The sequence below is a fragment of the Modestobacter roseus genome, assembly GCF_007994135.1.
Lineage (GTDB): Bacteria > Actinomycetota > Actinomycetes > Mycobacteriales > Geodermatophilaceae > Modestobacter > Modestobacter roseus.
Genome location: NZ_VLKF01000001.1, coordinates 1,497,774 through 1,522,005 on the forward strand (window position 1 = coordinate 1,497,774; position 24,232 = coordinate 1,522,005).

At 75.4% G+C, this 24,232-nt stretch carries 25 protein-coding genes; 13 read left to right on the forward strand and 12 right to left on the reverse strand.

Annotated elements, in window-relative coordinates:
• Positions 1-92: 92 nt before the first annotated feature.
• A complete protein-coding gene (locus tag JD78_RS07150; RefSeq protein ID WP_153360896.1) occupies positions 93-359 on the forward strand; it encodes a metal-sensitive transcriptional regulator in 267 nt (88 codons plus the stop codon).
• Positions 360-566: 207 nt separating this feature from the next.
• On the opposite strand, the gene JD78_RS07155 is transcribed toward JD78_RS07150, so the two are convergent.
• The 3 genes from JD78_RS07155 to JD78_RS21710 are packed head-to-tail and all read right to left on the reverse strand — an operon-like array spanning position 567 to position 1,611.
• Entirely contained in the window at positions 567-1,001 is a 435-nt protein-coding gene (locus JD78_RS07155) for a hypothetical protein (protein WP_153360895.1), read from the reverse strand.
• Positions 998-1,351, reverse strand: a complete 354-nt coding sequence (locus tag JD78_RS21705; RefSeq protein ID WP_208104022.1) for an SDR family NAD(P)-dependent oxidoreductase — start codon at positions 1,349-1,351, stop codon at positions 998-1,000. The genes JD78_RS07155 and JD78_RS21705 overlap by 4 nt, the downstream gene beginning before the upstream one ends.
• Positions 1,345-1,611: an SDR family NAD(P)-dependent oxidoreductase gene (locus JD78_RS21710; RefSeq protein WP_208104023.1), complete on the reverse strand. Its 267-nt coding sequence runs from the start codon at positions 1,609-1,611 to the stop codon at positions 1,345-1,347. The genes JD78_RS21705 and JD78_RS21710 overlap by 7 nt, the downstream gene beginning before the upstream one ends.
• A gap of 315 nt (positions 1,612-1,926) precedes the next feature.
• Here JD78_RS21710 and JD78_RS22540 point away from each other — a divergent pair, with 315 nt between their 5' ends.
• The 3 genes from JD78_RS22540 (at position 1,927) to JD78_RS07175 (ending at position 2,632) form a co-directional block, all read left to right on the forward strand.
• Complete coding sequence (locus JD78_RS22540; protein WP_153360894.1) at positions 1,927-2,139, forward strand: universal stress protein; 213 nt, start codon at positions 1,927-1,929, stop codon at positions 2,137-2,139.
• A gap of 176 nt (positions 2,140-2,315) precedes the next feature.
• The gene (locus JD78_RS07170; RefSeq protein ID WP_208104024.1) at positions 2,316-2,480 is read left to right on the forward strand and encodes a PLDc N-terminal domain-containing protein; all 165 of its coding nucleotides are present in this window, start codon (positions 2,316-2,318) and stop codon (positions 2,478-2,480) included.
• Positions 2,477-2,632, forward strand: coding sequence for a hypothetical protein (locus JD78_RS07175; RefSeq protein ID WP_153360892.1), 156 nt, complete (start codon positions 2,477-2,479; stop codon positions 2,630-2,632). Before JD78_RS07170 ends, JD78_RS07175 begins: the two co-directional genes overlap by 4 nt.
• Positions 2,633-2,639: 7 nt before the next feature.
• Here JD78_RS07175 and JD78_RS07180 read toward each other — a convergent pair whose 3' ends face one another.
• The gene (locus tag JD78_RS07180; RefSeq protein WP_166521049.1) at positions 2,640-3,596 is read right to left on the reverse strand and encodes an AraC family transcriptional regulator; all 957 of its coding nucleotides are present in this window, start codon (positions 3,594-3,596) and stop codon (positions 2,640-2,642) included.
• Between the two features lie 187 nt (positions 3,597-3,783).
• Here JD78_RS07180 and JD78_RS07185 point away from each other — a divergent pair, with 187 nt between their 5' ends.
• The 4 genes from JD78_RS07185 to katG all read left to right on the forward strand — a co-directional run bounded on the left by JD78_RS07185 (position 3,784) and on the right by katG (position 9,213).
• Positions 3,784-5,667 (forward strand): amidohydrolase, encoded by a 1,884-nt coding sequence (locus JD78_RS07185; protein WP_166521050.1) that lies wholly within the window; start codon positions 3,784-3,786, stop codon positions 5,665-5,667.
• A 55-nt stretch (positions 5,668-5,722) separates the two neighbouring features.
• Positions 5,723-6,418: an NRDE family protein gene (locus JD78_RS07190; protein ID WP_228395206.1), complete on the forward strand. Its 696-nt coding sequence runs from the start codon at positions 5,723-5,725 to the stop codon at positions 6,416-6,418.
• A 66-nt stretch (positions 6,419-6,484) separates the two neighbouring features.
• On the forward strand, positions 6,485-6,955 hold the full coding sequence (locus tag JD78_RS07195) for a Fur family transcriptional regulator (RefSeq protein ID WP_153360889.1): 471 nt from the start codon (positions 6,485-6,487) through the stop codon (positions 6,953-6,955).
• On the forward strand, positions 6,952-9,213 hold the full coding sequence (gene katG / locus JD78_RS07200; protein WP_153360888.1) for a catalase/peroxidase HPI: 2,262 nt from the start codon (positions 6,952-6,954) through the stop codon (positions 9,211-9,213). The genes JD78_RS07195 and katG overlap by 4 nt, the downstream gene beginning before the upstream one ends.
• Positions 9,214-9,279: 66 nt before the next feature.
• On the opposite strand, the gene JD78_RS07205 is transcribed toward katG, so the two are convergent.
• Entirely contained in the window at positions 9,280-9,954 is a 675-nt protein-coding gene (locus JD78_RS07205; RefSeq protein ID WP_153360887.1) for a response regulator, read from the reverse strand.
• Positions 9,951-11,219 carry a sensor histidine kinase gene (locus JD78_RS07210; RefSeq protein WP_153360886.1) on the reverse strand — a complete coding sequence of 423 codons (1,269 nt, stop codon included), beginning with the start codon at positions 11,217-11,219 and terminating at the stop codon, positions 9,951-9,953. The genes JD78_RS07205 and JD78_RS07210 overlap by 4 nt, the downstream gene beginning before the upstream one ends.
• Positions 11,220-11,467: 248 nt before the next feature.
• On the opposite strand from JD78_RS07210, the gene JD78_RS07215 reads away from it, so the two are divergent.
• The 5 genes from JD78_RS07215 (at position 11,468) to JD78_RS07235 (ending at position 15,342) form a co-directional block, all read left to right on the forward strand.
• Complete coding sequence (locus JD78_RS07215; protein ID WP_153360885.1) at positions 11,468-12,028, forward strand: DedA family protein; 561 nt, start codon at positions 11,468-11,470, stop codon at positions 12,026-12,028.
• Positions 12,025-13,233, forward strand: coding sequence for a glycosyltransferase (locus JD78_RS07220; protein WP_208104025.1), 1,209 nt, complete (start codon positions 12,025-12,027; stop codon positions 13,231-13,233). Before JD78_RS07215 ends, JD78_RS07220 begins: the two co-directional genes overlap by 4 nt.
• Positions 13,230-13,952 carry a DUF998 domain-containing protein gene (locus JD78_RS07225; protein ID WP_166521051.1) on the forward strand — a complete coding sequence of 241 codons (723 nt, stop codon included), beginning with the start codon at positions 13,230-13,232 and terminating at the stop codon, positions 13,950-13,952. The genes JD78_RS07220 and JD78_RS07225 overlap by 4 nt, the downstream gene beginning before the upstream one ends.
• Positions 13,949-14,584 carry a DedA family protein gene (locus tag JD78_RS07230; protein WP_153360883.1) on the forward strand — a complete coding sequence of 212 codons (636 nt, stop codon included), beginning with the start codon at positions 13,949-13,951 and terminating at the stop codon, positions 14,582-14,584. Before JD78_RS07225 ends, JD78_RS07230 begins: the two co-directional genes overlap by 4 nt.
• A 152-nt stretch (positions 14,585-14,736) precedes the next feature.
• Positions 14,737-15,342 carry a nitroreductase family protein gene (locus JD78_RS07235; protein ID WP_153360882.1) on the forward strand — a complete coding sequence of 202 codons (606 nt, stop codon included), beginning with the start codon at positions 14,737-14,739 and terminating at the stop codon, positions 15,340-15,342.
• A 44-nt stretch (positions 15,343-15,386) separates the two neighbouring features.
• Here JD78_RS07235 and JD78_RS07240 read toward each other — a convergent pair whose 3' ends face one another.
• The 6 genes from JD78_RS07240 to JD78_RS07265 all read right to left on the reverse strand — a co-directional run bounded on the left by JD78_RS07240 (position 15,387) and on the right by JD78_RS07265 (position 24,046).
• The gene (locus JD78_RS07240) at positions 15,387-16,676 is read right to left on the reverse strand and encodes an aldose epimerase family protein (protein WP_153360881.1); all 1,290 of its coding nucleotides are present in this window, start codon (positions 16,674-16,676) and stop codon (positions 15,387-15,389) included.
• A gap of 207 nt (positions 16,677-16,883) precedes the next feature.
• The gene (gene ggt, locus JD78_RS07245) at positions 16,884-18,725 is read right to left on the reverse strand and encodes a gamma-glutamyltransferase (protein WP_153360880.1); all 1,842 of its coding nucleotides are present in this window, start codon (positions 18,723-18,725) and stop codon (positions 16,884-16,886) included.
• Between the two features lie 140 nt (positions 18,726-18,865).
• Entirely contained in the window at positions 18,866-20,413 is a 1,548-nt protein-coding gene (locus JD78_RS07250; protein ID WP_153360879.1) for a phospholipase D-like domain-containing protein, read from the reverse strand.
• Entirely contained in the window at positions 20,410-21,213 is an 804-nt protein-coding gene (locus JD78_RS07255) for a TIGR03084 family metal-binding protein (protein ID WP_153360878.1), read from the reverse strand. Before JD78_RS07255 ends, JD78_RS07250 begins: the two co-directional genes overlap by 4 nt.
• Before the next feature lie 10 nt (positions 21,214-21,223).
• On the reverse strand, positions 21,224-22,762 hold the full coding sequence (locus JD78_RS07260; RefSeq protein ID WP_228395205.1) for a class I adenylate-forming enzyme family protein: 1,539 nt from the start codon (positions 22,760-22,762) through the stop codon (positions 21,224-21,226).
• 15 nt (positions 22,763-22,777) lie between these two features.
• The gene (locus JD78_RS07265) at positions 22,778-24,046 is read right to left on the reverse strand and encodes an ABC transporter substrate-binding protein (protein ID WP_153360876.1); all 1,269 of its coding nucleotides are present in this window, start codon (positions 24,044-24,046) and stop codon (positions 22,778-22,780) included.
• Between the last annotated feature and the right edge of the window lie 186 nt (positions 24,047-24,232).

Sequence of the window (24,232 nt, forward strand, 5' to 3'; positions counted from 1 at the left end):
GACCGTGCCAGCGGCCCGGCGTCGCGACCAGGGGCGGAGGTCCTGCGGGAACCGCCTTGCACATACCCCAGGGGGTACCTACTGTGGAGCGGGTGAACATCCCCCAGGGTGAGCTCGCCGACGTGGTCAAGCGCCTGCGGCGCATCGAGGGCCAGATCGGCGGCATCGTGAAGATGATCGAGGACGGCCGGGACTGCTCGGCCGTCGTCACCCAGCTGGCGGCGGCCTCGAAGGCCCTGAGCAAGGCCGGCTTCGCCGTCGTGTCGACCGGGATGCGTCACTGCTCCACGACGGAGGACGCCGAGGCACGTGAGCTGGACCTGCGCGAGCTCGAACGCCTCTTCCTCTCCCTGGCCTGACCTCCCCCGCGACCCTGACCTCCCCTCGGTCCGGCGCCCGTGCCCGACGCACGAAGGAGCTCCCCATGTGCCGTGCGACGACCTGCCGGACCTGCGGCAGGACCACCTGGGCCGGCTGCGGCCAGCACGTCGACCAGGTGATGGCCGCGGTGCCGCCGGCCCAGCGCTGTCCCGGGCACCCACGGCTGGATCGGCCCGCCGGCCGGTTCAGCCGTCTCCTCGGCCGCCGGTGACCTGCCGCATGCGCAGCAGGGCGAGCAGCCCCAGGCAGGCACCCACGACGCCGACGACGAGCACGACCCGCAGCACCGTCTCCCAGGTGTCCGAGACGTCGAACGGGAAGACCTGCCAGACCCGCACCGTCGCCACCAGCCCGACCAGGGTGGTCAGCAGGGAGCCCGCTGCCGTCGGCCAGCCCGGGCTGCGCAGCAGCAGCACGACGTTCACCACGATGCCCACCACCAGCGCGGCGTCCACCACCCCGAGCACCGACCGGGTGTCCGCGGTGAGCACCGGGAACTCCTGCCACCCCGGCCAGACGTGCAGCACCACGAGACCGGCCGCGTTGACCAGCACGGCGACCACGTAGCCGGTCCGGTTCGTCCGCACCTGGGCCACGGCCACCCGTCCGGCCGGCGTCATGACGGCCGCCCCGGGAGCACCGTGGTCACGCCGGCGGTCGCGCCGCCGTCGACGACGAACTCACTGCCGGTGGAGAAGGTGGCCTCCCCGGCGATGAACGCCATCATCCGGGCGACCTCCGCCGGTTCGCCGAAACGCTCGATCGGCTGCCCGGCCACCGTGCCGGCGTCCAGCCCAGCGGTCATCGGCGTACGGATCGAGCCCGGGTGCACCGAGCAGACCCGGATGCCGTCCGGCGCGAACTCCAGCGCCGCCGCCCTCGTCAGCCCGCGGAGGCCCCACTTCGCCGCCACGTAGCCGGTGATCCCCGCGTACCCGGTGAGCCCGGCGGTCGAGGACACGTTCACCACGACCCCGCCTCCGGCCCGACCGCCGACTCGGTGTCCGCCAAGGCGACGCGCGACTCGCCGGGGTCGGTGACGTCCAGGTGGGTGTACCGCGCCGCTGCCCCCAGTACGCCGGCGAGCTGCCCGCCCTCGTCGTCCAGCACATCGGCGACCACCACCTGCGCACCGCGGGCGACGAAGAGCTCGGCGACCGCGGCCCCGATGCCCCGCGCTCCCCCCGTCACCAGGGCGACCTGTCCGCTCAGCTGCTGTCCTGTCTCCACGACTGCTCCTCGGGGTCGGCGGCTCTCCCGTCCAGCCAAGCCCGCACGAGGCCGACGGGCGATGGTCCGAGGAGCCCGGCGGACAGGGCTGGAGGTCCCCGTCCAGCTGAGTGCTCGCTCCTCCAGCGCCTCGTACCCGGCCGGGGAGACGGCCCCGGCGTCGAGCAGCGCCCGCGCGCTGGCGATCTGGTCGGTCGGGCTGGGGTGACCGGTCGGGGCCGGAGGTGCAGTGGAGCACCGACCAACGACTCTCCTCGACGGTCCGTCCCGGCTCGACGATGAGGAGCACTGCCCCGCGGAGCACGAGGAGAGACGATGGGCACGCTGCAGCACCACGCAGATCAGCCGGTCATCCCGACGTCCCCGGTCTCCCGTCTCGGCCCGGCCGCGCGGGTGCACCGGTACGTCGTCGCGGGCCACCCGGCGCCGGCCCTCGTCGCGGCGGCCGAGGACGCCGACCTGCTGGTCGTGGGCAGCCGGGGGCGCGGCGGGTCCACCGGGCTGCTGCTCGGGTCGGTCCGGCCGTGACCCGGCGGGCGCACCGGTCCGGGCCCACGGACAGCCGGACGGCGTTCCTGGTCGATGCCGTGCGCGCCGCACTCCCCGGCGGGGGTCGGGACCGGCGACGTGGCCGGACCCGGTCCGTCCGACGGTGGCGGGACCTCACGCCGCATCAGCAGGCGACCCTGCTGACGCTGGGCTCGGTGCAGCTCTCCCTGGCCACGACCGCCTGGGCCGACCTGGCCACCCGGCCGGCCGACCAGGTGAACGGCAGCAAGGCCCGCTGGGCCGCGGTGATCGCGATCAACTGGGTCGGGCCACTCGCCTGGTTCCGCTGGGGCCGCCGGCCCGGGGCGCCGCGCGGATGACCTGGACCGTCGACGGCGAGGAGGAGACGGCGGAGCTGCCCGTCGCCGCGGACGGCCGGCTGCTGGGGGTGGGCATGCAGCGGTGGGGCACCGCACGTGCGGCCGAGGGCGGGTTCTCCCGCGCGCGGATCACCGGAGCCCGCTTCCGCTGACGCCCGATCAGCCGGCGGGGTCCCGGGGCCGCCGCACCGCCCTGCTGCGGAAGCCGGCCGGCGCCTCGCCGAACTGCCGGGTGAACGCGCGCGAGAAGGCGCTGGGGTCGCGCATGCCCCACCGGGCCGCGATGGCCGACACCGGGACGTCGGCGTTCCAGGGCGCCAGCAGCTCGTCCCGGATCCGCTCGAGCCGCCGGTCGCGGATGTGGGCGGTGACCGTCGTCCCGTGATCGGCGAAGAGCTTGCGGACGTAGCGGGCGGACAGGAAGTGCTCGGCAGCCAGCCTCTCGGTGGAGAGGTCGTCGGGCAGGTGCGCGTCCAGCCAGTCGGCCAGTTCCCCGAAGAGCAGGCTGGACCGCTCCCCCACCGCAGGTCCACGCGACTCGGCGACGATCGCGAGCACGCACGCGAGGATCGCGTCCCCCAGGTGCTGGCCGGCCGCGGGCATCGGGTCCTCGCCCACCTCGACCACCGTGGCCAGCAGCGCACCGAGGGCGGCCGCGCCGACGAAGGCGGACAGGTCGCGGGCCATCAGGGAGTCGCGGTCCTCGGGGCGGAGCCGCACGACCTGGCGCCGGAGATGGGCCACCAGGTAGCGGTGCGGGACTTCCGAGTGGAGGGCGAAGGGCGTCAGGCCGTCGTACAGGCCGACCTGTCCGCGCCGCAGGGTCACCGAGTGCCGGTCCTGGGTGATCTGCATGGAGCCGGCGGCGACGAAGCCCAGCGCGATCCCCCGTTCGTCGGCGCCCGGCCGCGGGACCGCGTTCCGCCGGTAGGGCACGACGTCGACGTCGGCGCCCTCGATCAGGCAGCAGTCGACGTCCCGGAGCCGCCACGAGCGCGCCACGGTGACGTCCGCCTGGCAGCGGACGAGGACGGCGTCCCGGGCCGGCCGAGCGGGGGCGCGGCGGGTGTCGAGATAGCCCTCGAGCACCCGGCTGCGCCGTCGGTCCGCACCCATGGTCGCCGTTGACCTCCGATGGCTTGACCGCGACGGCACTGCTCTCGGCCCCAGCGGCACTGTCCGGCCCGGTGGGGGCAGCCGTCCAGTACCAACACGTGCACCACGCCAGCAGGAACGTAGCGGCTGGGAGGACTCCCAGCCACCACGTGGGCGACACCGCACGGACAACGGATGCGAGTGACCAGTGACCGAACACCAGATCAGCCGCCGGAGCGCCCTCAAGATCGCCGCCAGCGTCGTCGCAGCGACCGGCGTCGCCACGAGCACCGCCACACCTGCCCACGCCCATCCGCGCTCCTGGGGAGCGGACACGGTGGTGGTCAACGGCAAGGTCCTGACCATGGACCGGCGGGGCAGCCGGGCCCAGGCACTCGCCATCGCGGACGGCCGGGTCGTCGCCGTCGGCACCAACCGCGAGATCGGCCGGTTCACCGGGCGCCGGACGGCGGTGGTGGACGCCGGTGGCGGCACGGTCCTACCGGGCATCAACGACGGCCACCTGCACTTCAACGGGTTCGGCTTCGAGGCGAGCAACTTCGGGTTCGAGGGCCCGCGCATTTACAGCTACGACGTCGCGAGGTCGACGGCCGCGGAGATCGCCGCGGTCATCGCGCAGGCCGTCCAGGAGGCCCCGGCACCCGACTCGTGGATCCGGGCCAGCCAGTGGGACGGCACCCGGCTGGACCGCCTCCCGACCCGCGACGTGCTCGACCCCGTGTCGGGCGACCACCCCGTCTACATGTCCGACATCTCGCACCACGCGCTCGCCGTGAACTCCAGGGCACTGCAGCTGGCGGGCATCACCCGGGACACCGTCCCGCCACCGGGCGGCATCATCGAGAAGGACGCCACCGGGGAGCCCACCGGCATCCTCCGCGAGGCCGCGTCCGGGCTCGTGATGGCCGCGATCCCGCCGTACACGCCGGCCGAGGTGTCGGAGGCGATGGACTTCGCTGCCTCGGTGCTGCACTCCCTCGGCATCACCAGCCTCACCGACCCCGGCGTCGGCCTCGACCAGGTGGACCTCTACCGGGGGAAGATCCTCGACGGCTCCCTGGACCTGCGCATCAACCTCATGCTCCGGGCCGGCGGGACCGCCGCCGCGCTCGAGGAGACGCTGGCCGGCCTCGGGCCGATGGGGGACGTCGACCCGCGGATGCTGCGTGTCGGCGAGGTGAAGGTGCTCGCCGACGGCGTCCCCACCGACGCCCAGACCTCGTGGCTGCACGAGCCGTTCCTCGACGGCGGCAACGGTCACCTGCTCACCGCGGGGGCCGACGACGCCGAGCGGCTGGCCGCACTGCACGCCGTCATCGCGCTCGCCGCGCGGAAGGGCTTCCAGGTCGGCACCCACGCCACCGGCGACGCGGCCATCGACGCCGTCGTCTCCGGCTACCTGGCGACGCGGACGAACCAGCTCCGCCACTACGTCATCCACGGGGACCTCACCCCGCCCGGGACCCTGCGGACGATGGCCAGGAACGACGTCGGGGTCAGCTTCAACCCGACCATCAAGCAGGTCTACAGCCGGTTCTTCGACACGACCATCGGACCCGAGCGGGTCGACTACCAGTGGCCCTTCCGCACGGCTCTGGACAACGGTGTCCGGGCGTCGAGCGCGTCCGACGCCGCCGTCGTGACACCCGACTGGCTCATCGGTGTCGCGGGGGCGGTGACGCGGCAGGGTTTCGACGGCAAGGTCGGTGGCATCGAGCAGGCCATCACCATGGAGGAGGCCCTGCGCTCCTACACCGCCACGCCGGCGTGGCAGGACCACGCCGAGGACTGGAAGGGCCAGCTGCGCCGGGGGTACGTCGGTGACGTGACGATCCTCAGCGGGGACGTCCTCCGGGCCCGCACGGCGGAGGAGATCACCGGCCTGGAGGTCATCGGCACGCTGATCGGCGGCCGAGTGGTGTACGACGCCACCACGTCGACCGCACCGGCCGCGCGCGCCGCGACCGGGAAGGTCGCCGCCTACCGGCACCAGTCGGCGGCGGCCTGCAGCACGACGGGCGCCGTCTGCTGCTGCCGGGCCCACGAGGAGGCCAGGACCACCCGGGCCTGACCTCGGTGACCGTGCCGCGCCGCCGTCCGGGTGGCCGGCACGACAGGATGTCGGCGTGTGCACGGTGGTGGTGCGCCGGTCCGCGGGCCGGCCGGCGGCGGTCCTCGCGGTCCGCGACGAGGTGACGACGCGCGGGTTCGACGACCCCGGCCGGTGGTGGCCGCAGTTCCCCGACGTCGTCGGCGGCCGGGACCACGTCGCCGGGGGCACCTGGTGCGCCACCTCCGTCGGCACCGGCCGGACCGCCCTGGTGTTGAACCGGCACCACGACCGGCCGGCCGCGCCCGGGGCACCGAGCCGGGGGATGCTGCCGCTGCTGGGCGCCACCCGCGGTCCGGACTGGACCGCGCACGTCCGGCTCGCCGGCATGGCGGGCTTCCTCCTCGTGCTGGTCGACCCCGACCGGCTCACCAGCTGGGACTTCGACGGGGACCGGCTCGTCCGGACCGAGCACCCCGAGGGCACCCACCTGCTGACCTCCGGCGGCCCCGAGGACCGCAAGGCCGACCGGTGGCTGGCCGACTTCGCGGCGCTGGACTCCCCCGGCGCCTGGCGCGGGCTGCTGCGCGGCCGGCCGCCGGCCGACGATCCCTCGGCGCTCGTGGTCCGGCACGAACGGGACGGCCGGGTCTACGGCACCGTGTTCGCCGAGACCCTCGACGCCCGGCCCGGCCGGCTGGTCGTCGAGCACAGTCGCCGCCCCTGGGCCGACGAGCCCTGGCAGATCGCGGAGTTCGGGGCCGCGGGCTGACCGGCCGGACCTGCGCATCCCACCGGCCGTCTTGACTCGGTCAAGAAGAGCCGGGAAGCTCATGACGTGCCGGACGCCGCCTCCCTCGAACGACTGCTGCGGAGCGCGGGCCTGCGGGTCACCCGGCCCCGGCTGGCGGTCCTCGACGCCGTGCACGCCCACCCCCACGTGGACACCGAGGCGCTGATCGCGGCCGCCCGCGCCAGCCTGGGCGCCGTCTCGCACCAGGCGGTCTACGACGTGCTGCGCGCGCTCACCGACGCCGGTCTCGTCCGCCGGATCCAGCCGCAGGGCTCGGTGGCCCGCTACGAGGCCCGCGTCGGCGACAACCACCACCACCTGGTCTGCCGGGAATGCGGCTCGATCGTCGACGTCGACTGCACGGTCGGCGCCGCACCCTGCCTCACCCCGTCCGACGACGCCGGCTTCGTCGTCGACGAGGCCGAGGTCGTCTTCTGGGGCCGGTGCGGGTCCTGCGCCACCGCACCGGCCCTCCTGCCCACCACCGACCGTCCCGCAGAGAGAGGCAACCCGTGACAGAGCACGACAAGTCCGAGGTCAGCACGGCCGACTACGACCAGACCGAGGTCGCCAAGACGCAGTCGGAGAGCACCAGCGAGAGCGAGAACCCGGCGATCAAGGCGCCGGAGCAGGTGACCAGCGGTCGCCCGCGCAGCACCCGCGACTGGTGGCCCAACCAGGTCGACGTCCAGGTGCTGAACAAGACCTCCCGGGACTCCGACCCGGTCGGCGCCGACTTCGACTACAAGGCCGCCGTGGCCACGCTCGACGTCGAGGCGGTCAAGCGCGACGTCGTCGAGGTCATGCGCACCTCGCAGGACTGGTGGCCGGCGGACTGGGGCCACTACGGCCCGCTGTTCATCCGGATGTCCTGGCACGCCGCGGGCACCTACCGCATCGCCGACGGCCGCGGTGGCGGTGGCGAGGGCGGGCAGCGCTTCGCCCCGTTGAACAGCTGGCCGGACAACGCCAACCTGGACAAGGCCCGCCGGCTGCTCCTGCCGGTCAAGCAGAAGTACGGGCGCAAGCTCTCCTGGGCCGACCTGCTGGTCCTCGCCGGCAACGTCGCGCACGACGACATGGGGCTGAAGACCTTCGGCTTCGCCTTCGGCCGCGCCGACACCTGGCAGCCCCAGGAGGTCTTCTGGGGGCCGGAGGACACCTGGCTCGGCGACGAGCGCTACGCCGACGACGCCCCGCTGGACCTGGACGACGGCCACCTCGCCGCCGTCACCATGGGCCTGATCTACGTCAACCCGGAGGGCCCGCAGGGCAAGCCGGACCCGCTGGCCTCCGCCCACGACATCCGCGTCACCTTCAGCCGGATGGGGATGAACGACGAGGAGACCGTCGCGCTGATCGCCGGCGGCCACACCTTCGGCAAGACGCACGGCGCGGGCAACCCCGAGCTGGTCGGCCCGGAGCCCGAGGGCTGCCCGGTGCACGGCAACGGCATCGGCTGGGTCAGCCAGTACGGCACCGGCAAGGGCGCCGACACGATCACCAGCGGCCTCGAGGGCGCGTGGACGCCCACGCCCACGACGTGGGACAACACCTACTTCGAGATGCTGTTCAGCTACGACTGGGAGCTCACCGAGAGCCCGGCCGGCGCCAAGCAGTGGAAGCCGAAGAACCCCGAGGCGCAGGAGCTCGTGCCGGACGCGCACATCGAGGGCAAGAAGAACGCCCCGATGATGGCGACCACCGACCTCGCCCTCATGGCCGACCCCGGCTTCCGCGAGATCTCCGAGCGGTTCTACAACGACCCGGAGTACTTCGCCGACGCCTACGCCCGGGCGTGGTTCAAGCTGCTGCACCGCGACATGGGCCCGAAGAGCCGCTACGTCGGCCCGGACGTGCCGGCCGAGGACCTCATCTGGCAGGACCCGGTGCCGGCCGTCGACCACGAGCTCGTGGGTGAGGCGGAGATCGCCGACCTCAAGGCGCGCCTGCTCGCCTCCGGGCTGACCGTCTCGCAGCTGGTGCACACCTCCTGGTCGGCGGCGGCGTCCTACCGCGGCACCGACAAGCGCGGTGGGGCCAACGGCGCGCGGCTCCGCCTGGAGCCGCAGATCGGCTGGGCGGCGAACCAGGGCGTCACCGACGTGCTGCCGGTGCTGGAGCAGGTGAAGAGCGACTTCGAGTCGCAGACCGGCAAGCGGGTGTCGCTGGCGGACCTGATCGTGCTCGGTGGCACCGCGGCGGTGGAGAAGGCCGCGGCCGACGCCGGCGTGCAGCTCACCGTGCCGTTCTCCCCGGGTCGCACCGACGCCAGCCAGGAGCAGACGGACGTCGAGAACTTCCGCTGGCTGGAGCCGCGGGCCGACGGCTTCCGCAACTACCTGCAGCCGGGGGCGAAGCTCGAGCCGGAGACGCTGCTGATCGACCGCGCCTACATGCTCGAGCTGACCGCGAAGGAGATGGTCGTGCTCCTGGGCGGCCTGCGGGTGCTCGGGGCCAACACCGGTGGCGTGCAGCACGGCGTCTTCACCGACCGGCCGGGCGTCCTGTCCCAGGACTTCTTCCGCAACCTGCTGGACCTGGGCGTCCAGTGGCGCACCTCGGTGCAGGACGAGGACGTGTACGAGGGCCTGGACGCCGACGGGAACGTCGTCCGCACGGCGACCGCGGTCGACCTGGTGCTCAACTCCAACTCCATCCTGCGGGGCATCGTCGAGGTCTACTCGGGTGACGACATGCAGGAGGAGTTCGCCCGGGACTTCGCCGCCGCCTGGGTCAAGGTCATGGAGCTCGACCGGTACGACCTGCGCTGATCGACCTGCGCTGATCGACCTCGCTGACGCCCCGGTCCGCCACGTGCGGGCCGGGGCGTCCGCGCATCAGCCGCCGCTGCCCGGCCGGACCAGCCCGTTCTCGTAGCCGTACACCACCGCCTGCACCCGGTCCCGCAGGTGCAGCTTCTGCAGCACCTTGCTGACGTGGCTCTTGGTGGTCTGCTCCGCGATGAACAGCGTGGACGCGATCTCGGCGTTGGACCGCCCGGCCGTCATCAGGGCGAGCACCTCCCGTTCCCGGTCGGTCAGGCCGTTCAGCGCCGGGTCCGGTGCGCGGGACGCCGGGCGGGCGTCGACGAACTGCTCGATCAGCCGGCGCGTCACGCCCGGGGCCAGCAGCGCCTCACCGCCGGCGACGACGCGGATCGCCCGCAGCACCTCCTCGGGCTCGCTGTCCTTGAGCAGGAACCCGCTGGCCCCGGCCCGCAGCGACTCGTAGACGTAGTCGTCCAGGTCGAAGGTGGTCAGCACGACGACCTTGGGGCGGTGGCTGCCCGGCTGTGCCGGGTCCAGCATCCGGCGGGTGGCCGCCAGCCCGTCCAGCACGGGCATCCGCACGTCCATCAGGACGACGTCGGGACGGGCGCTGCGGGCTGATGCGACCGCCCGCTCGCCGTTCTCGGCCTCGCCGACGACGGTCATGTCCTCCTGGGCGTCGATGATCGAGCGGATGCCGAGGCGGATCATCGCCTGGTCGTCCACCACCAGCACCCGGATCACCGGGCACCTCCCGCCTCGGCCGGGACGCCGGATCCCGGTGGGTCCGCCGGGGCGGGGCCGGCCGGTGTCCACGGCAGGTGGGCGCCCACCTGCCAGCCGCCGCCGGAAACCGGGCCGGCGCTGGACCAGCCACCCAGCAGCGCCGCGCGCTCGCGGATGCCGATCAGCCCGTGGTGCGCCCGGGCGACGTCCCGCGGGTCGGTCGCCGGGGCGGGGCCGGCCGGCGGCGGGTTGGTGACCGTCAGCTCCAGGGCCGGCCCCTCCGGCGCCAGCCGGACGTCGACGGCCGCCGGCGCCCCCGGGGCGTGCCGGAGCACGTTGCTCAGCGCCTCCTGCACCACCCGGTAGGCCGCGGCCTGCACGATGTCCGGTACTCCTGCGGCCGCCACCGCGGGGTCGACGGCCAGCCGGGCCGCCGTCCCCGCGCGCGCGGTCCCGGCGACCAGCTCCGGCAGCTCGGCCAGCGTGGCGGTCGGGGTGCGCGGAGCGTCGCCCCCGTCGTCCCGCAGCACCCCGAGCAGCTGGCGCATCTCCGCCATGGCCTCCTTCGCGGCCCCGGCGATCTGCTGCAGCTCGGCGGCCGCCGCCGGGTCGAGGTCGGGCAGCCGGAACCGCGCCGTGCTGGCCTGCATGTGCACCACCGACATGGTGTGGGCCACCACGTCGTGCAGCTCGCGGGCGATCCGGGTGCGCTCCTCGACCAGTGCCCGCCGGGCCTGCGCCACCGCCACGTCCCGCTGGGCCGCCGACAGCTCGCCGCTCAGCACGGCCCGTTGCCGCCAGACGGCGCCGGTGACGAGCACCAGCAGCGCGCTGACCGCGTAGACCGCGACGGTGATGTCGCTGGCGGTCTCGCTGCCCCACTCCCCCACCTGGACGCCCATCAGGCAGGCCAGGCCCACGAGCGAGGCACCCCAGACCAGGGCAGCGAGCCGCCAGCCGCGGGAGACCGCCAGCAGTCCGACGTGCGCCACGAGCAGCAGGACACCGGGGACGGTGAGCGGCCAGGCCTGCCCGTCCACGGGGTCGACCGCCAGGGCGGTGGCCGCCGCCGCCACGAACTGGACGGCGGTGGCGAGCAGCGGACGGCGCAACGCCAGCGGGAGCGCGAGGCCCTGCATCAGGTGGATCGGCAGCGCGGCGGCCATCGGCAGCCCGTAGGTGCCCGTGGTGGTGGGCAGCTGCAGGAGCACCAAGAGGGTCCCGGCGATCGCCGTGCCCGCCGTCCAGGACCTCGCCGGGGCGTTGCCGTCCTGCGCCCTCACGTCCACCGTCCCCGCACCCGCCGCTGCTCCGCGGCACCCTGCCGCGCGGCCTGCCGGGAACGCTAGGGCCTCGCCGCGCTGCCGTCGTCCCCCTGGGGAACGGGCAGACCCCCTACCGGAGTAGCGGTCCGAACGGCTCCGCCGGTCGATGTCCGCCCGGCCAGCCCCTTCCTACGGTCTCGCCACCGCCGGACGGTCCGGCGGTGGACCCGCCCCTCCCCCGGGGCGCACCCGGGAGGCGCGGACCCGTGCAGCTCCACCTCACGCTCGCCGCGCTGATGCTGCTGGAGGGGCCGATCACCACGGTGGCCGCCGGCTCGCTGGTCGCCACGGGGGTGCTGTCCCTGGTCCCCGTGTGGGTGCTCGCGGTCTGCGCCGACGTCGTCAGCGACAGCCTGCTGTTCCTGCTCGGCCGGTACGGGCGGCACCCCCGGGTGGCACCGCTGCTGGCCCGGTTCGGTCTCTCCGCGGACCGCGCCGACCGGCTGCGGGACCGCGTCGGCCGCCACCTGCCCCGGGTGGTCGTCGGCGCGAAGCTGGTCGACCTGGGCGCGGTCCCCGCGTTCCTGGCCGCCGGCCTGGCCGGGGTCCGCTACCGCCGCTTCCTGGCCTGGATCGCCCTCACCAGCGCCGTCCGGGCCGCCGTGCTCGTGGCCCTCGGCGTGCTCGCCGGACAGCACGTCGCCGCCCTCGTGGACACCCCCGGCGCCGCCGTCGCAGTCAGCGCGGCCCTGGGCGCCGTCCTGCTCACCGTCTCGCTCGTCGTCAAGAAGACGCTCACCCACCGGACCCGAGGAGCTCTCCCGTGAAGATCCTGATCGCCGCCGACACCTACGCCCCGGACGTCAACGGGGCCTCCTACTTCGCCCAGCGGCTGGCCGCGGGCCTGGCCGCCGAGCACGAGGTGCACGTGCTCGCCCCGTCCCGGAGCCGGCACACGACCTCCGCCCCCGCGCCCGGTGGCCTGACCGAGCACCGGGTGCGCTCGCTGCCGGTGGTGGTCCGCCGGGGCTTCCGGGTGTGCCCGCCCGCCGGGCTGCAGCGCCGGGTGCGTGCAGTGCTGACCACGGTGCGGCCGGACGTCGTGCACGTGCAGAGCCACTTCCTGGTCGGCCGGGCGGCCGTCCGGGCAGCGCGCGAGCTGGGCATCCCGGTGGTGGCCACCAACCACTTCATGCCGGAGAACCTGCTGCACTACCTGCCCGGCGGTGCGGCGGTGCGCCGCCGGGCGCACGGCTGGGCGTGGCGGGACGCCGCCCGGGTGCTGTCCCTCGCCGACGTGGTCACCAGCCCCACCCCGTTCGCCGCGGCGCTGGCCGAGTCGGCGGGCGTGCCCGGCCCGGTGCTGCCGATCTCCTGCGGGCTCGACCTGGACCGCTTCACCCCCGACCGTCCGGGCGGCCGGTTCCGCGCCGCCCACGGCCTGCCCTCCGGCCCGGTGCTGGCGCACGTCGGGCGGCTGGACCCGGAGAAGAACGTGCACGAGCTCGTCGAGGCGCTCGCCCTGGTCCGGGCCCGGTGGGACGTGCACCTCCTCGTCGTGGGCGACGGCCAGGAGCGCGGCCGGCTCGAGGCGCTCGCCGCCCGGCTGGGCGTGGCCGACTCGGTGACGTTCACCGGCCTGCTCGCCGACGCCGAGCTGCCCGAGGCCTATGCGGCCGCGGACGTCCTCGGGATGGCCGGCACCGCGGAGCTGCAGAGCCTGGTGACCCTGGAGGCGATGGCCACGGGGCTGCCGGTCCTGGCCGTGGACGCCGGGGCCCTCCCGCACCTGGTGCGGCACGGGGAGACCGGCTGGCTCTACCGGCACGGCGACGTGCCGGCGCTGGCCGGCCGGCTGGCCGCCCTGCTGGACGACCCGGCGGGCGCCGCGCGGATGGGCCGGCGGGCCCGCGCCGTCGCCGCCGGGCACGACCTGGGTGCCACGCTCGCCGCGTTCACCGGCCTCTACGACGCCTGCCTGCGCAGCCACTCCGCCGGCGACGCCCGGCCCGCGCCCCTGGCCGTGGCGTGACCGGGCCGGCGACGACGGTCGCCTCGCCACCCACTGCGCCGCCAGACGACCGGCTCGGCGCCGGGGTGCGGGCGCCGGCCGGGCTGCCGGTGGTGCACGGCGGCGTCGTCGTGGCCGCGCTGGCCGGGGCGGGCACCTGCGTGGTCGGCGGCGACGTGGTCGACGGGATGCTCAGCGACGCCGTGCACCGCCCGTCCGGCGGCGCGTGGCTCACCCTCTGCCTGGCCGGGCTGGGGCTGGTGGCCCTCGGCACCGCGGTCGCGGCCCGCCGGGCGCTGCCGCCCGGGTCGCCGCGCGCACTGGTCCTCGGGCTGCTCGCCCTGTGGGTCACCGGGCTGGCCGCCGTCGCCGTGTTCCCCACCGACCTCCCCGGGGTCGGCACGACGCCGGCCGGACGGGCGCACCAGGCGGCCGCCGCGATCGCCATGCTGGTGCCGGTGGCGCTCGGGCAGGTCGCGGCCGGGCTCGCGGAGCCGCGTACCGCCCGGGCGCTGCGGAGAGCCATGGCCGCCGTGCTCGGCACCGGCGCGGTCTTCCTGGCGATGCACCTGCCCGTGGTGCTCACCGGCGACACCGCGGTGGCGGGGGTCGGGCTGGTCGAGCGGGTCCTGCTGGTCGCCGTCGTGGGGACGGCGCTGCTGGCCGCCACCGCGCTGTCCGCCCCGGGCTCGCACGGGCGGCCGGCTGCTGCCGCGGCGGTCGAGGGAACACCGCGATGACCTGGCTGGCCGACCTGGTCGAGACCTCGCTGCTGTCGCCCTGGGTCTACCTCGCGGTGTTCGTGTTCACCGCCCTGGACTCCGTCCTGCCGCTGCTGCCCAGCGAGACGCTGGTCATCGGGGCCACCGTGTACGCGGTCACCACCGGCACGCCCCTGCTCTGGCTGGTGACCGTCGCGGCCGCGCTCGGCGCGGTCGTCGGCGACCACCTCGGCTACGGCCTGGGCCGGCTGGTGCTGCGACGACGGATGGCGGCCGACCCCGATCGGCTGCCCCGGGTCCGCCGGGCACTGGACGAACGGGGCGGCCAGCTGATCGTGACCGCGCGCTTCGTCCCCGGTGGCCGGACGGCGGTCACCACCGGCTGCGGAGCTCTCGGCTTCCCGCTGAGCCGGTTCACCCCCGCGACCGTGCTCGCGGCCGTGCTCTGGACCGCCCAGGGCGTGCTCATCGGGCTTCTCGGTGCCGCCACCTTCGCGCACGACCCGCTGATGGGCGTGCTCGTGGGGGTGGGCGTCGCACTGCTGATCACCGCCGTGGGCGAGCTGGTCCGCCTGGTCCGGCGGCGCCGGCGGGCCGCTCCGGCAGGCGCACCGGCGCCCCACGAGCCGCACCCGGCGCCCTCGATGTGACGAGCTCACCCGTCGGCAGCGGGAGCACTGTGCACCCACGGCCCACTCCAGGGGCGGAACGGGCCGTGGGTGCACGGTGCCCGGGCCCACCGGTGGCCGCGGGTGACCGGTCGCACGAAATGCCCGGCCCTCGAACGGGCGCTCTCGGTGTCATGACCGTCAGCAAGGCCGCCGTCACCACCGTCCCCCTGCACCCGCTGCTCGCGGAGCGCTGGAGCCCGCGCGGGTGGGACGCGGGGCACGAGCTCCTCGACGACCAGCTGACCGCGTTGCTCGAAGCCGCCCGGTGGGCACCGAGTGCGAACAACAGCCAACCGTGGCGGTTCGGGGTCGCCCGTCGCGGCACGGCCGCCTTCGCCGCCGTGCGGGAGGCCCTGGCGCGGGGCAACCAGCTGTGGGCGCACGCGGCGTCCGCGCTCGTCGTCGTGGCGGCCGAGACCGTCGGGCCGGACGGCGCGCCCCGGCCGTGGGCGGCCTACGACACCGGTCAGGCGGTCGCGCACCTGACCGTGCAGGCCCAGCACGAGGGCCTCGCCGTCCACCAGCTCGGCGGCTTCGACCGCGACCGGGTCAGCGCGTTGCTGGACCTGCCGGCCACCGTCGTGCCCCTCGTCGTGCTGACGGTGGGCCGTCGGGACTCCGCCGCCGAGCTGCCCGAGGTGCTGGCCGCTCGGGAACAGGCGCCTCGGGACCGGGTCCCGCTCGACGCCCTGCTGCTGCCGGTCCCCGCGGACCCCGCCGGGGAGGCCCTCGCCTGATCGCCGGCGGCGGGCGCCGGGTGCCCGGGCCCGCCGCCGTCCGATCAGTGCGACAGCTCGAACACCGTCGTGCTGTCGTAGGTCTCGCCCGGCTGCAGGACCGTGGAGAGGAAGCCCGGCTGGTTCGGCGAGTCCGGGAAGTGCTGGGTCTCCAGCGCCAGCCCGTCACCCTGCCGGTAGACCGTGCCACCCGTGCCCACCAGCGTGCCGTCGAGGAAGTTGCCCGAGTAGAACTGCAGCCCCGGTTCGGTGGTGGAGATGGTCAGCGTGCGGCCGCTCTCCGGGTCGCGCAGGACGGCGGCCGGCTCCAGCTCGTCCTCGGCGTCCGAGCCCTCCCGCGCGCCGTTCCCGTCCCTGTCCAGCGCCCAGTTGTGGTCGTAGCCCTGCCCGTACAGCAGCTGCTGGTCGGCCTGGCGGATGCGGGCACCGATGGCGGTCGGCTCCCGGAAGTCGAACGGGGTGCCCGCCACCGGGGCGACCTCGCCGGTGGGGATCAGCGTCTCGTCGACGGGGGTGAACCCACTGGCGTCGATCTGCAGCTCGTGGTCGTAGATCGTCCCGGAGCCCTCCCCGGCCAGGTTCCAGTACGTGTGCTGGGTCAGGTTGACCACCGTGGGCGCGTCGGTGGTGGCCGCGTAGTGCACGGTCAGCCGGCCCTCGTCGTCCAGCCGGTAGGTGACCGTCGTGGTGAGGGTGCCCGGGAAGCCCTGGTCGCCGTCGGCGCTGACCAGGTCCAGTTGCAGCGCGGCCGTCTTCCGGTCGGAGACGTCGGTCGCCGTCCAGACCCGGTCGTCGAAGCCGGTGGGCCCGCCGTGCAGGGTGTTCGGGCCGTCGTTGAGGGGCAGCTGGTAGGTCTCCCCGTCGAGGGGGAACGAGCCCCCGGCGATCCGGTTGCCGTACCGGCCGATGAGCGAGCCGAAGTAGGGGTCGTCGTCGCTGGCGTAGCCGGCCACGTCCGGGAAGCCGAGCACGACGTTGTCGACGTGGCCGTGCCGGTCGGGGAACTCCAGGCTCTGGATGACCCCGCCCCAGGTGAGCACCCGCATCGTCAGCTCCCCGTTGCACAGCGTCCAGCGTTCCACCGGGGTGCCGTCGGGTGCGGTGCCGAAGGGCTCGACCGTCGTGCGCGGGTCACGGCAGCCGGCGTTCCCGTGGTGGTGACCGCCACCGCGCCCGTCGTGCTCGCCGCCGGCGGCGGCCACCGCCGGCGCCACGACGCCGGCGACGAGCACGCCGGCGCCGAGCGCGGCCACCAGCGGCAGCCGGGTGCGGCCGGCGCGCCGGCGCGCGCCGGGCGGGGAGGACGACGGGGTCGGAGCAGGACGTCCGGACATGAGGACTCCGTTCTGGGCGGGGACCGCCGGGCGTGCGCCCGGCGGGCGGGACGCCGCAGCCGCCGCGCTGTTCACAACGTTGTGACGCCCCCCACACGTCCTAGTGCGTCACGACGCCGCGGTCGACCGCTGGCCGGCAGGTCCGCGCAGCCGGCCGCAGGGCCGGAACGCTCCGGGACGACCCCGCTACCGACAGTCGCGGGGGTCTCAGCCGACGTCGCCCAGCTGCGGAGCACTGTCGGTGGTCCCGGTGCCGGGCACCGGGTGCACCACGCCGGCGCTGCCGCCACCGCGCCGGTCGGACTCCGCAGCGGCGAGCAGCAGCCCACCGGGCAGGTACTCGATCCCGGTCGCCGCGCCGATCTCCGGGTTCTCGGTGAACGTGTGCCCCAGCGCCGCGAGCTCCTCCCCGTAGGCGGCGAGGAACGCCGGCTCCGCCTGGACCGCCGCGGTGTTGCGCTGGGTCGCGCGCGGGGCGGCGATCGCCTCGGCGAGGTCCATGTTCCGGTCGATCCGGTTGACCAGCGTCTGCAGCACGGTGGTGATGATCGTGCTGCCGCCCGGGGACCCCAGGGCCAGCACCGGCTCTCCGTCGTCCAGCACGATCGTCGGCGCCATGCTGCTGCGCGGCCGCTTGCCGGGGGCGGGCAGGTTCGGCTCGGGCACGGTCGGGTCGGCGGCGGCGAAGGTGAAGTCGGTGAGCTCGTTGTTCAGCAGGAAGCCGCGGCCGGGGACGGTGATCCCGCTGCCGCCGGTCTGCTCGATGGTCAGCGTGTAGCTGGCGATGTTCCCCGCCGCGTCCCCGACGGTGAGGTGCGTGGTGCTCGGCCCCTCGGCACCGCTCTCCCCCGCTCCGGCGTCCTCGGCGGGGCACGGGCCGTACTCGCCGTCGGGCACACCGGCCGGCACCGGCTTGGCCAGCGCGGCCGCCGGGTCGATGACGCAGGCCCGCTCGGCGGCGAACCCCGGGGACAGCAGCTCCGCCAGCGGCACCTGGCTGTAGGCCGGGTCGCCCACGTAGGTGTTGCGGTCGGCGAAGGCCAGCGCGCTCGCCTCGAGGTAGTGGTGCAGCACCGGGACGGCGGGCAGCGAGCCGAGCCGGAACAGGTCGAGGATCCCCAGCGCCTCCCCCACCGTCGACCCGCCGCTGGACGGCGGCGCCATGCCGTAGACCTCCAGCCCCCGGTACTCCGCCCGGGTCGGCTCGCGCCGGGGGGCGTCGTAGCGCGCCAGGTCCTCCTCGGTCAGCAGCCCGGCCCGCACCGGCGCGACGCCGGCAGCCTCCGGTGGGTCCTGCGCCGTCCGGACGACGTCGGCGGCCAGCTCGCCGGTGTACAGCTCGTCGACCCCCTCGTCGGCCAGCAGTCGGTAGGTCTCCGCCAGGTCGGGGTTGCGGAACACCGAGCCGACCTCCGGGGGCGCGCCGCCGGGCAGGAAGAGGTCGGCCGACGCGGCGAACGTGGCGAACTTCTCCTGGTTCTCCGCGGTCTGCTGGCGGAAGGTCTCGTCGACGACGAAGCCGTCCTCGGCGAGCTCCGTCCCACCCCGCAGCGCGTCCGCCAGCGAGAGCGTGCCGAACTCCTCCAGCGCCCGGGCCCACGTCAGCGCGGTGCCGGGGGTGCCGACCGACAGCCCGCTGCGGACCGCCTCGGAGAACGGCAACGGGTCGCCGGCCTCGTCGAGGAACGCGTCGGCCCCCATCGCCAGCGGCGCGGTCTCCCGGCCGTCGATCGAGGTGACCGTGCGGCTGGCCGCGTCGTAGTAGAGGAAGAACCCGCCGCCGCCGATCCCGGCCGAGTAGGGCTCGGTGACACCCAGCGCGGCTGCTGCGGCGACCGCGGCGTCCGCGGCGTTGCCGCCCTCGGCGAGCACCTCCAGGCCGACCCGGGTCGCGTCGGGGTCGACCGTGGCGACGGCGCCGCCGGTGCCCACCGCCAGCGGCTGCCGGTCGGGCACCGGGTCCGCGACCGCGGGGCCGGCGGGGGCGCCGACGACCAGGCCGGCGGTGAGGCCGGTGAGGGCCAGGACGGTGACGCGTCGACGTGGCACGGGAGCTCCTCGGGTCGCAGCGGGCACGGCCACTGGACACCCGACCGCATGACCTGCGCCACCCCTGCGGGCGTGTCCCGGCGTGTCCGCACCGTCCGCCGTCGGGGCAGGCAGGCCGGGTCGCCGTTCGCCGGAGTCCGTCAGGCGCGCACGCGTGACCGCCGGCGGCGGGCGAAGAAGCGCTCCACCCGGCGCCAGCGGTCCGGCGTCTTCTCCGGGTCGAGCGCCTCGGACTCGGCGAGGGACCGGTCGACCGGGTTCAGCTCCGGCGGCTCGAACAGCGCCAGCGACCGGCCGGTGGGCCGGCGCAGCCGCTCGATGCCCTGCACGAGCGAACCGGTCTCGGCGATCGCGGCGGCGACCTCCGCCGGGCTGCGGCCCAGGTGCTCGGCGAGCAGCTGGTCGCGGAACCCGGTGATGACGGCCGCCACCTGCTCCGCGCCCGGCCGGCCCGCGACGGCCTCGACCGCCAGGTCGCACTCGGTGTCCAGGCCCATCGACCGGTTGTTGAGGTTGCTGGACCCCAGGCGCAGCAGGCGGTCGTCGACCACGGTGACCTTGGCGTGGACGTAGACGTCCTCGCGCTGCTCGGTCACCGGCGTGTACAGCCGGAACCGGTCGTGCGCGTCGGCCTCGCGCAGCACCTCCAGGGCCAGGGCGCGCGCGGTGCCCATCGCCTTCTCCGAGAGCCAGCCGTCGGCCACCCGCGGGTTGACCACGACGAACTCCGGCCCGTCGGGCTCGCGCAGCCGCTCGGCGATCGCGGCGGCGATCCGGGGGTTGGCGAAGTACTGGCTCTCCACGTACACCGACCGGCGCGCCGCGGCGATCGTCGCCAGCCACAGCAGCTCGATCTCGTGCACGAGCTCCGTGCCTCCGTGCTCGGGCCGGGTGCGGGAGACCGCGACGTCGACGTCGGTGAACAGCGGCTCGATCGCGGCGGGCCAGCACTCCCGCTCCCCGGTGAGCGGTTCCAGCCGCTCCCCGGTCCCGCTCTCCCACCGCTCGCGGGCCAGCTCGGCGACCGCCCGGGCGGCGGGCCCGGTCATCATGCTCGTCGCGTCGTGCCACGGGCCGGTCGGCCGGCCCTCGCCTCGCCCGGCGGGACGACGGCGGTGCGGGTTCACGTCGGCGTGCTCGGGGGTGTCCCAGCGGTCGGCGGTGACGTCGATGCCGCCCGCGAAGGCCAGGCAGTCGTCGATCACCACGATCTTCTGGTGGTGCGCACCGCCGACCGGGTGGTGGGTGTCGACGGCGAGGGTGAGCCGGTCGGGCGCGCGGCGGTCGAGCAGCACGATCGGCTGCAGCCCGCGGCCGAGCGCCCGCAGCATGCCGAGGTCCCACTGCAGGACCTTGATCTCCAGCTCGGGGTTGGCCTCCACCGCCTGCTCCAGCACGGCCCCCAGCCGGTCGTCCTCGGGCCGGCCGCCGCCGAGGGGGTCCAGCCGGATGCGCGGGTCGAAGTCCCAGCCGATGAACAGCACCCGCCGCTCGGCGCGCAGGACGGCCTGCTTGAGGGTGGCGAAGTAGCCGGCCGCGTCGACGAAGACCGCGAAGCGGGTGGCCCGCTCGAGCCGCCAGCAGGTCTCCCCGGGGATCAGCAGCGGTGCGCCCTGCTCCGCGGGGCCGTCCTCGGAACCGCCTCCCGCGGGGGTGGCGTCGGTCGTGGTCTGGCCGGGGTCCGTCACCCCCGCAGTGTGCCGGTCCGGCCTCGCCCGTGACCATGCGCCTCGCTGCCGCGGCCGGGAGCTCCGGCGAACGCCTGCGCGACGTCCAGCCAGCGGACCGCGTCCGGGCCGACCGCGACGAGCGCCAGCGCCGCGCGGGGACGCCGCTGCACCACGCGCAGGCAGAAGTCCTGCAACGGCCCGCTCACCCGCTGCCCGGCGTCCTCCGGGCCCGCGGTCCAGTGCGTGCCGTCGGCGCGGGTGAGGTCGACCCGGACCGGCGTGTCCGGCGGGGCGAGCCCGTGGACGGCGAACGCGGACGCGCGGGCCCGGACGCCGAGGTGGGCGACGTGGTCCAGTCGGGCCGTCTCCACGATCGGCGTGCCGAGGGCGTCCCGGACGTCCACCCCGTGCGCCCAGGTCTCCATCAGGCGGGCGGTGGTCATGGACGCCACGCTCATCGAGGAGCCGATCCAGGGCACCCGGGCCCCCTCCGGCACGGTGGCGAGGGCGGCGGCGAGGCCCGCTCGGCCGGCCCGCCACCGGTCGAGCAGCGCCGCGGGCGGGTCGGCCGCCCCGCGTGCGGCGGCGACGTCGACGGAGTCGACGGTTTCCCCGGCGGCACGGACGGCGAAGGCCGCCGGGTCCGCCACCGCCGAACGGGCGAGCTCGTCGGTCCAGGCCAGGTGGGCGACCTGGTGGGCGATGGTCCACCCGGCCGCGGGGGTGGGCCGGGCCCAGTCCACGGCCGGCAGGGCCGAGACCAGCTCGTCCAGCGCGGCGCCCTCGGCGGCGAGGTCGGCCAGCAGCTCGCTCCTCACGGCGCCGTCCTCACGGTGCACCGGCCGCGATCCGGCGCAGCTCGGCGCGCTGCACCTTCGCCGAGGCGGTCATCGGCAGGTCGTCCACGACCCGCCACGACCGCGGCACCTTGAACGGCGAGAGCCGTTCCCGGCAGTGCTCGGTCAGCTCCAGCGGACTCGGCCCAGGTCCGCCCGCCGGGACGACGAAGGCGACCACCAGCTCGCCCCACCGCTCGTCCGGCACGCCCACCACGGCGGCCCGGGCGACGCCGGGGTGCTCGACGAGGACCTCCTCCACCTCGCCCGGCGACACGTTCTCGCCCCCGGTCTTGATCATGTCCTTGAGCCGGCCGACGACCCGGCAGGCGCCGCCTGGCTCCATCACGGCCAGGTCACCGGTGTGCAGCCAGCCGTGCGCGTCGATCGCCGCCGCGGTCGCGGCCGGGTCGTCCAGGTAGCCACGGGTGATGCGCGCGCCGCGCGCCCACAGCTCGCCCGGCGTGCCCCGCGGCACCACGTCGCCGTCGGGTCCGGCGATGCGCACCTCGGTGCCGGCCAGTGGGGCTCCGACGGTCCCCCGGCGCACCGGGTCGGGATCGGTCGGCGCGGTCTGGAGCACCGCTCCGCAGGTCTCGGTCATGCCGAAGGTGATCGACAGCCGGGCTCCGAACACCCGCTCCACCCGGTCCACGAAGGCCGGGGTCACCGTCATGCCCCCGGTGAAGAGGACACGCAGGTCGGGCAGCTCACCGGGCCCCTGCTCGGCCAGCAGGTCCAGCAGCGTCGGGGCAGCGGACAGCAGGGTCACCCGGCGGTCGGCCAGGGCCTGCAGCACCGGCCCGGGGGCGAAGGGCAGGACGACGTGCTCGGCCCGCGCCCACAGCGCACCGACCACCCCGAGGACGTTGCCCGCGGTGTGGAACAGCGGCATCGGGTTGCACCAGGTCCGGCCCGCGACCGGGCCCAGCCGGCCGGCGAATGCGTGCCCGGTGACCACCATCGCGCGGTGGGTGATCCGGACGCCCTTGGCCCGGCCGGTGGTGCCCGAGGTGAACTGCACCTGGGCGAGGCTCTCGGGGTCGACGACGGGCAGCTCCCCCGGCGTGGCCGACGGCAGGGCGGCCGACCAGTCGTCACCGACCCGGACGACGTCCACGCCGGGGACTGCTGCGCAGAGGTCGGCCACGGGGTTGCCGGCCACCTCCTCGGCGGCGAAGGCGCAGGCCGCCCCGGAGAGCCGGAGGGCGTGCTCCACCTCCGCGGGCCGTGCTCTCGGGTTGACCGGCACGAGCGTCATCCCGGCCAGGGCGACGCCCAGCTGGAGCAGCACCGGCGCCGGGCCGTTGCCCAGGCAGGTGGCGATCCGGGCGCCGGGTGGCCGGTCCCGCAGCAGCCCGGCGGCGACGGCGCGGGCCGCGGCCAGCAGCTGCGCCGCCGTCCAGGTCTCCCCCGTCCCCGGTGAGCTCAGCAGCAGGTCGCCGGGCCCCTCGCGGGCCGCCCGGGAGAGGACGTCACCGAGCACGCCCTCTCCCGGGTCGGCCGCCGGCGACCGCAGCTCGCTCAGCACTGTCGCCGGCACCGCTCAGCCCCCGTAGGAGAAGGACTCCGCGCTGGGCCCGCTGAACTCCTCCACCGGCGCGAGCCCGGCCGCCGCCTCGGCGTCCACCTTGGAGACGTAGACCGTGGTGGTGGGCGACTGCCCGGGCTGGGAGTAGTCCAGCCCGTCCGGCAGCAGCCCCTCGGTGTCCACCGAGGAGCTCTCCTGCAGGGCCGCGACGACGCCCTCCGGGGTGAGCTCCCCGGACTCGCACGCGCCCTCCAGCGCCTGCCGGAGCAGCTCGCCCTGGACGTAGGCCAGCGGGACCTCCCAGCCCAGGTCACCGTCGGGGGCGACGGAGGTGTACAGCTCGTTGGCGGCCTGCACGCCCGGGGCGTCCGAGGCGTAGGGGGCCACGCTGGTGATGCTGTAGGCGTTCGCCAGCAGCGCGTCCCGGACCGGGCTGCCCAGCAGCGACGGGTTGAACGTCGGGTTCATCCCGACGATCGGGATGTCGGCGCCCTGGGTGGCCAGCACGCCGGCCAGCGAGGCGAGCTGGGTGGGCGCCGCGCCCAGGATGACGCCCTCCACCCCGGCCTGGACCAGCGCCGAGGCCTGGGCGGAGAGGTCCGTGGTCTGCGAGGTGATCTCCTGCGCGACGATCTCCACACCCCGCTCCTCGGCCGCGTGCTCCGCCCCGAGGAGGACGTCGCCGCCGTAGTCGCCGGCGAAGTAGACGACGCCGATGCTGCCGCCCTCGGGGACACCGAGCTCGTCGACCAGGTAGTCGACGGCGTTGGCGGCCTGCACCGCGTAGCTGGCGCCGGGGAGCTGGTTGTTCGCGTACTGCAACGCCGACCCGGCCCACCCGACGCCGCCGACGTACACGTCGTCCTGCTCGGCGAGGGGCAGCACGGCGGCGCTGGTCGGGCCACCGAGGACCTGCTGGAGCGCGATGACGTCGGGAGCCATGCTGCGGTACAGGGTGACGGCGCGCTGCGGGTCGTAGCCGTGGTCCTGCACGTCGACGACGACGTCCCGGTCGCAGACCCCGCCGTCGGCGTTGACCTGGTCCCAGTAGGCGTTGGTCTGGGTGACCTGGACCGCGGCGCCGGCGGCGAAGGGCCCCGAGAGGTCGGTGAGCATGCCGACGGTGATCTCCGAGTCGGTCACCCCACTGCCGGTGTTCACGTCGCCCTCCCCACCGTCGCCACCACCGCCGGACGAACTCGGGTCCGTGGTGCTGCAGGCGGCCAGGGCGAGCATCGCGGCGCCCGCGACGGTGAGCGCACGGGTGCGGGGCAGGTGCTTCATCGGGTGGTCTCCTTCGACCGGGGGTGGGTTGCCGGGGCCGGGTGGCCACCGTCGGGGGTGCTGCCGTCGGGGGTGCTGCCGTCCGGGGCCCGGGGTCGGGGGCGCCGGGTCCGGTGCGGGTGCGCAGCCGGCGGGCGGCGCCCGCGAGCCCGCCGCGGAGGAAGACCAGCACGGCGATGATCGCCA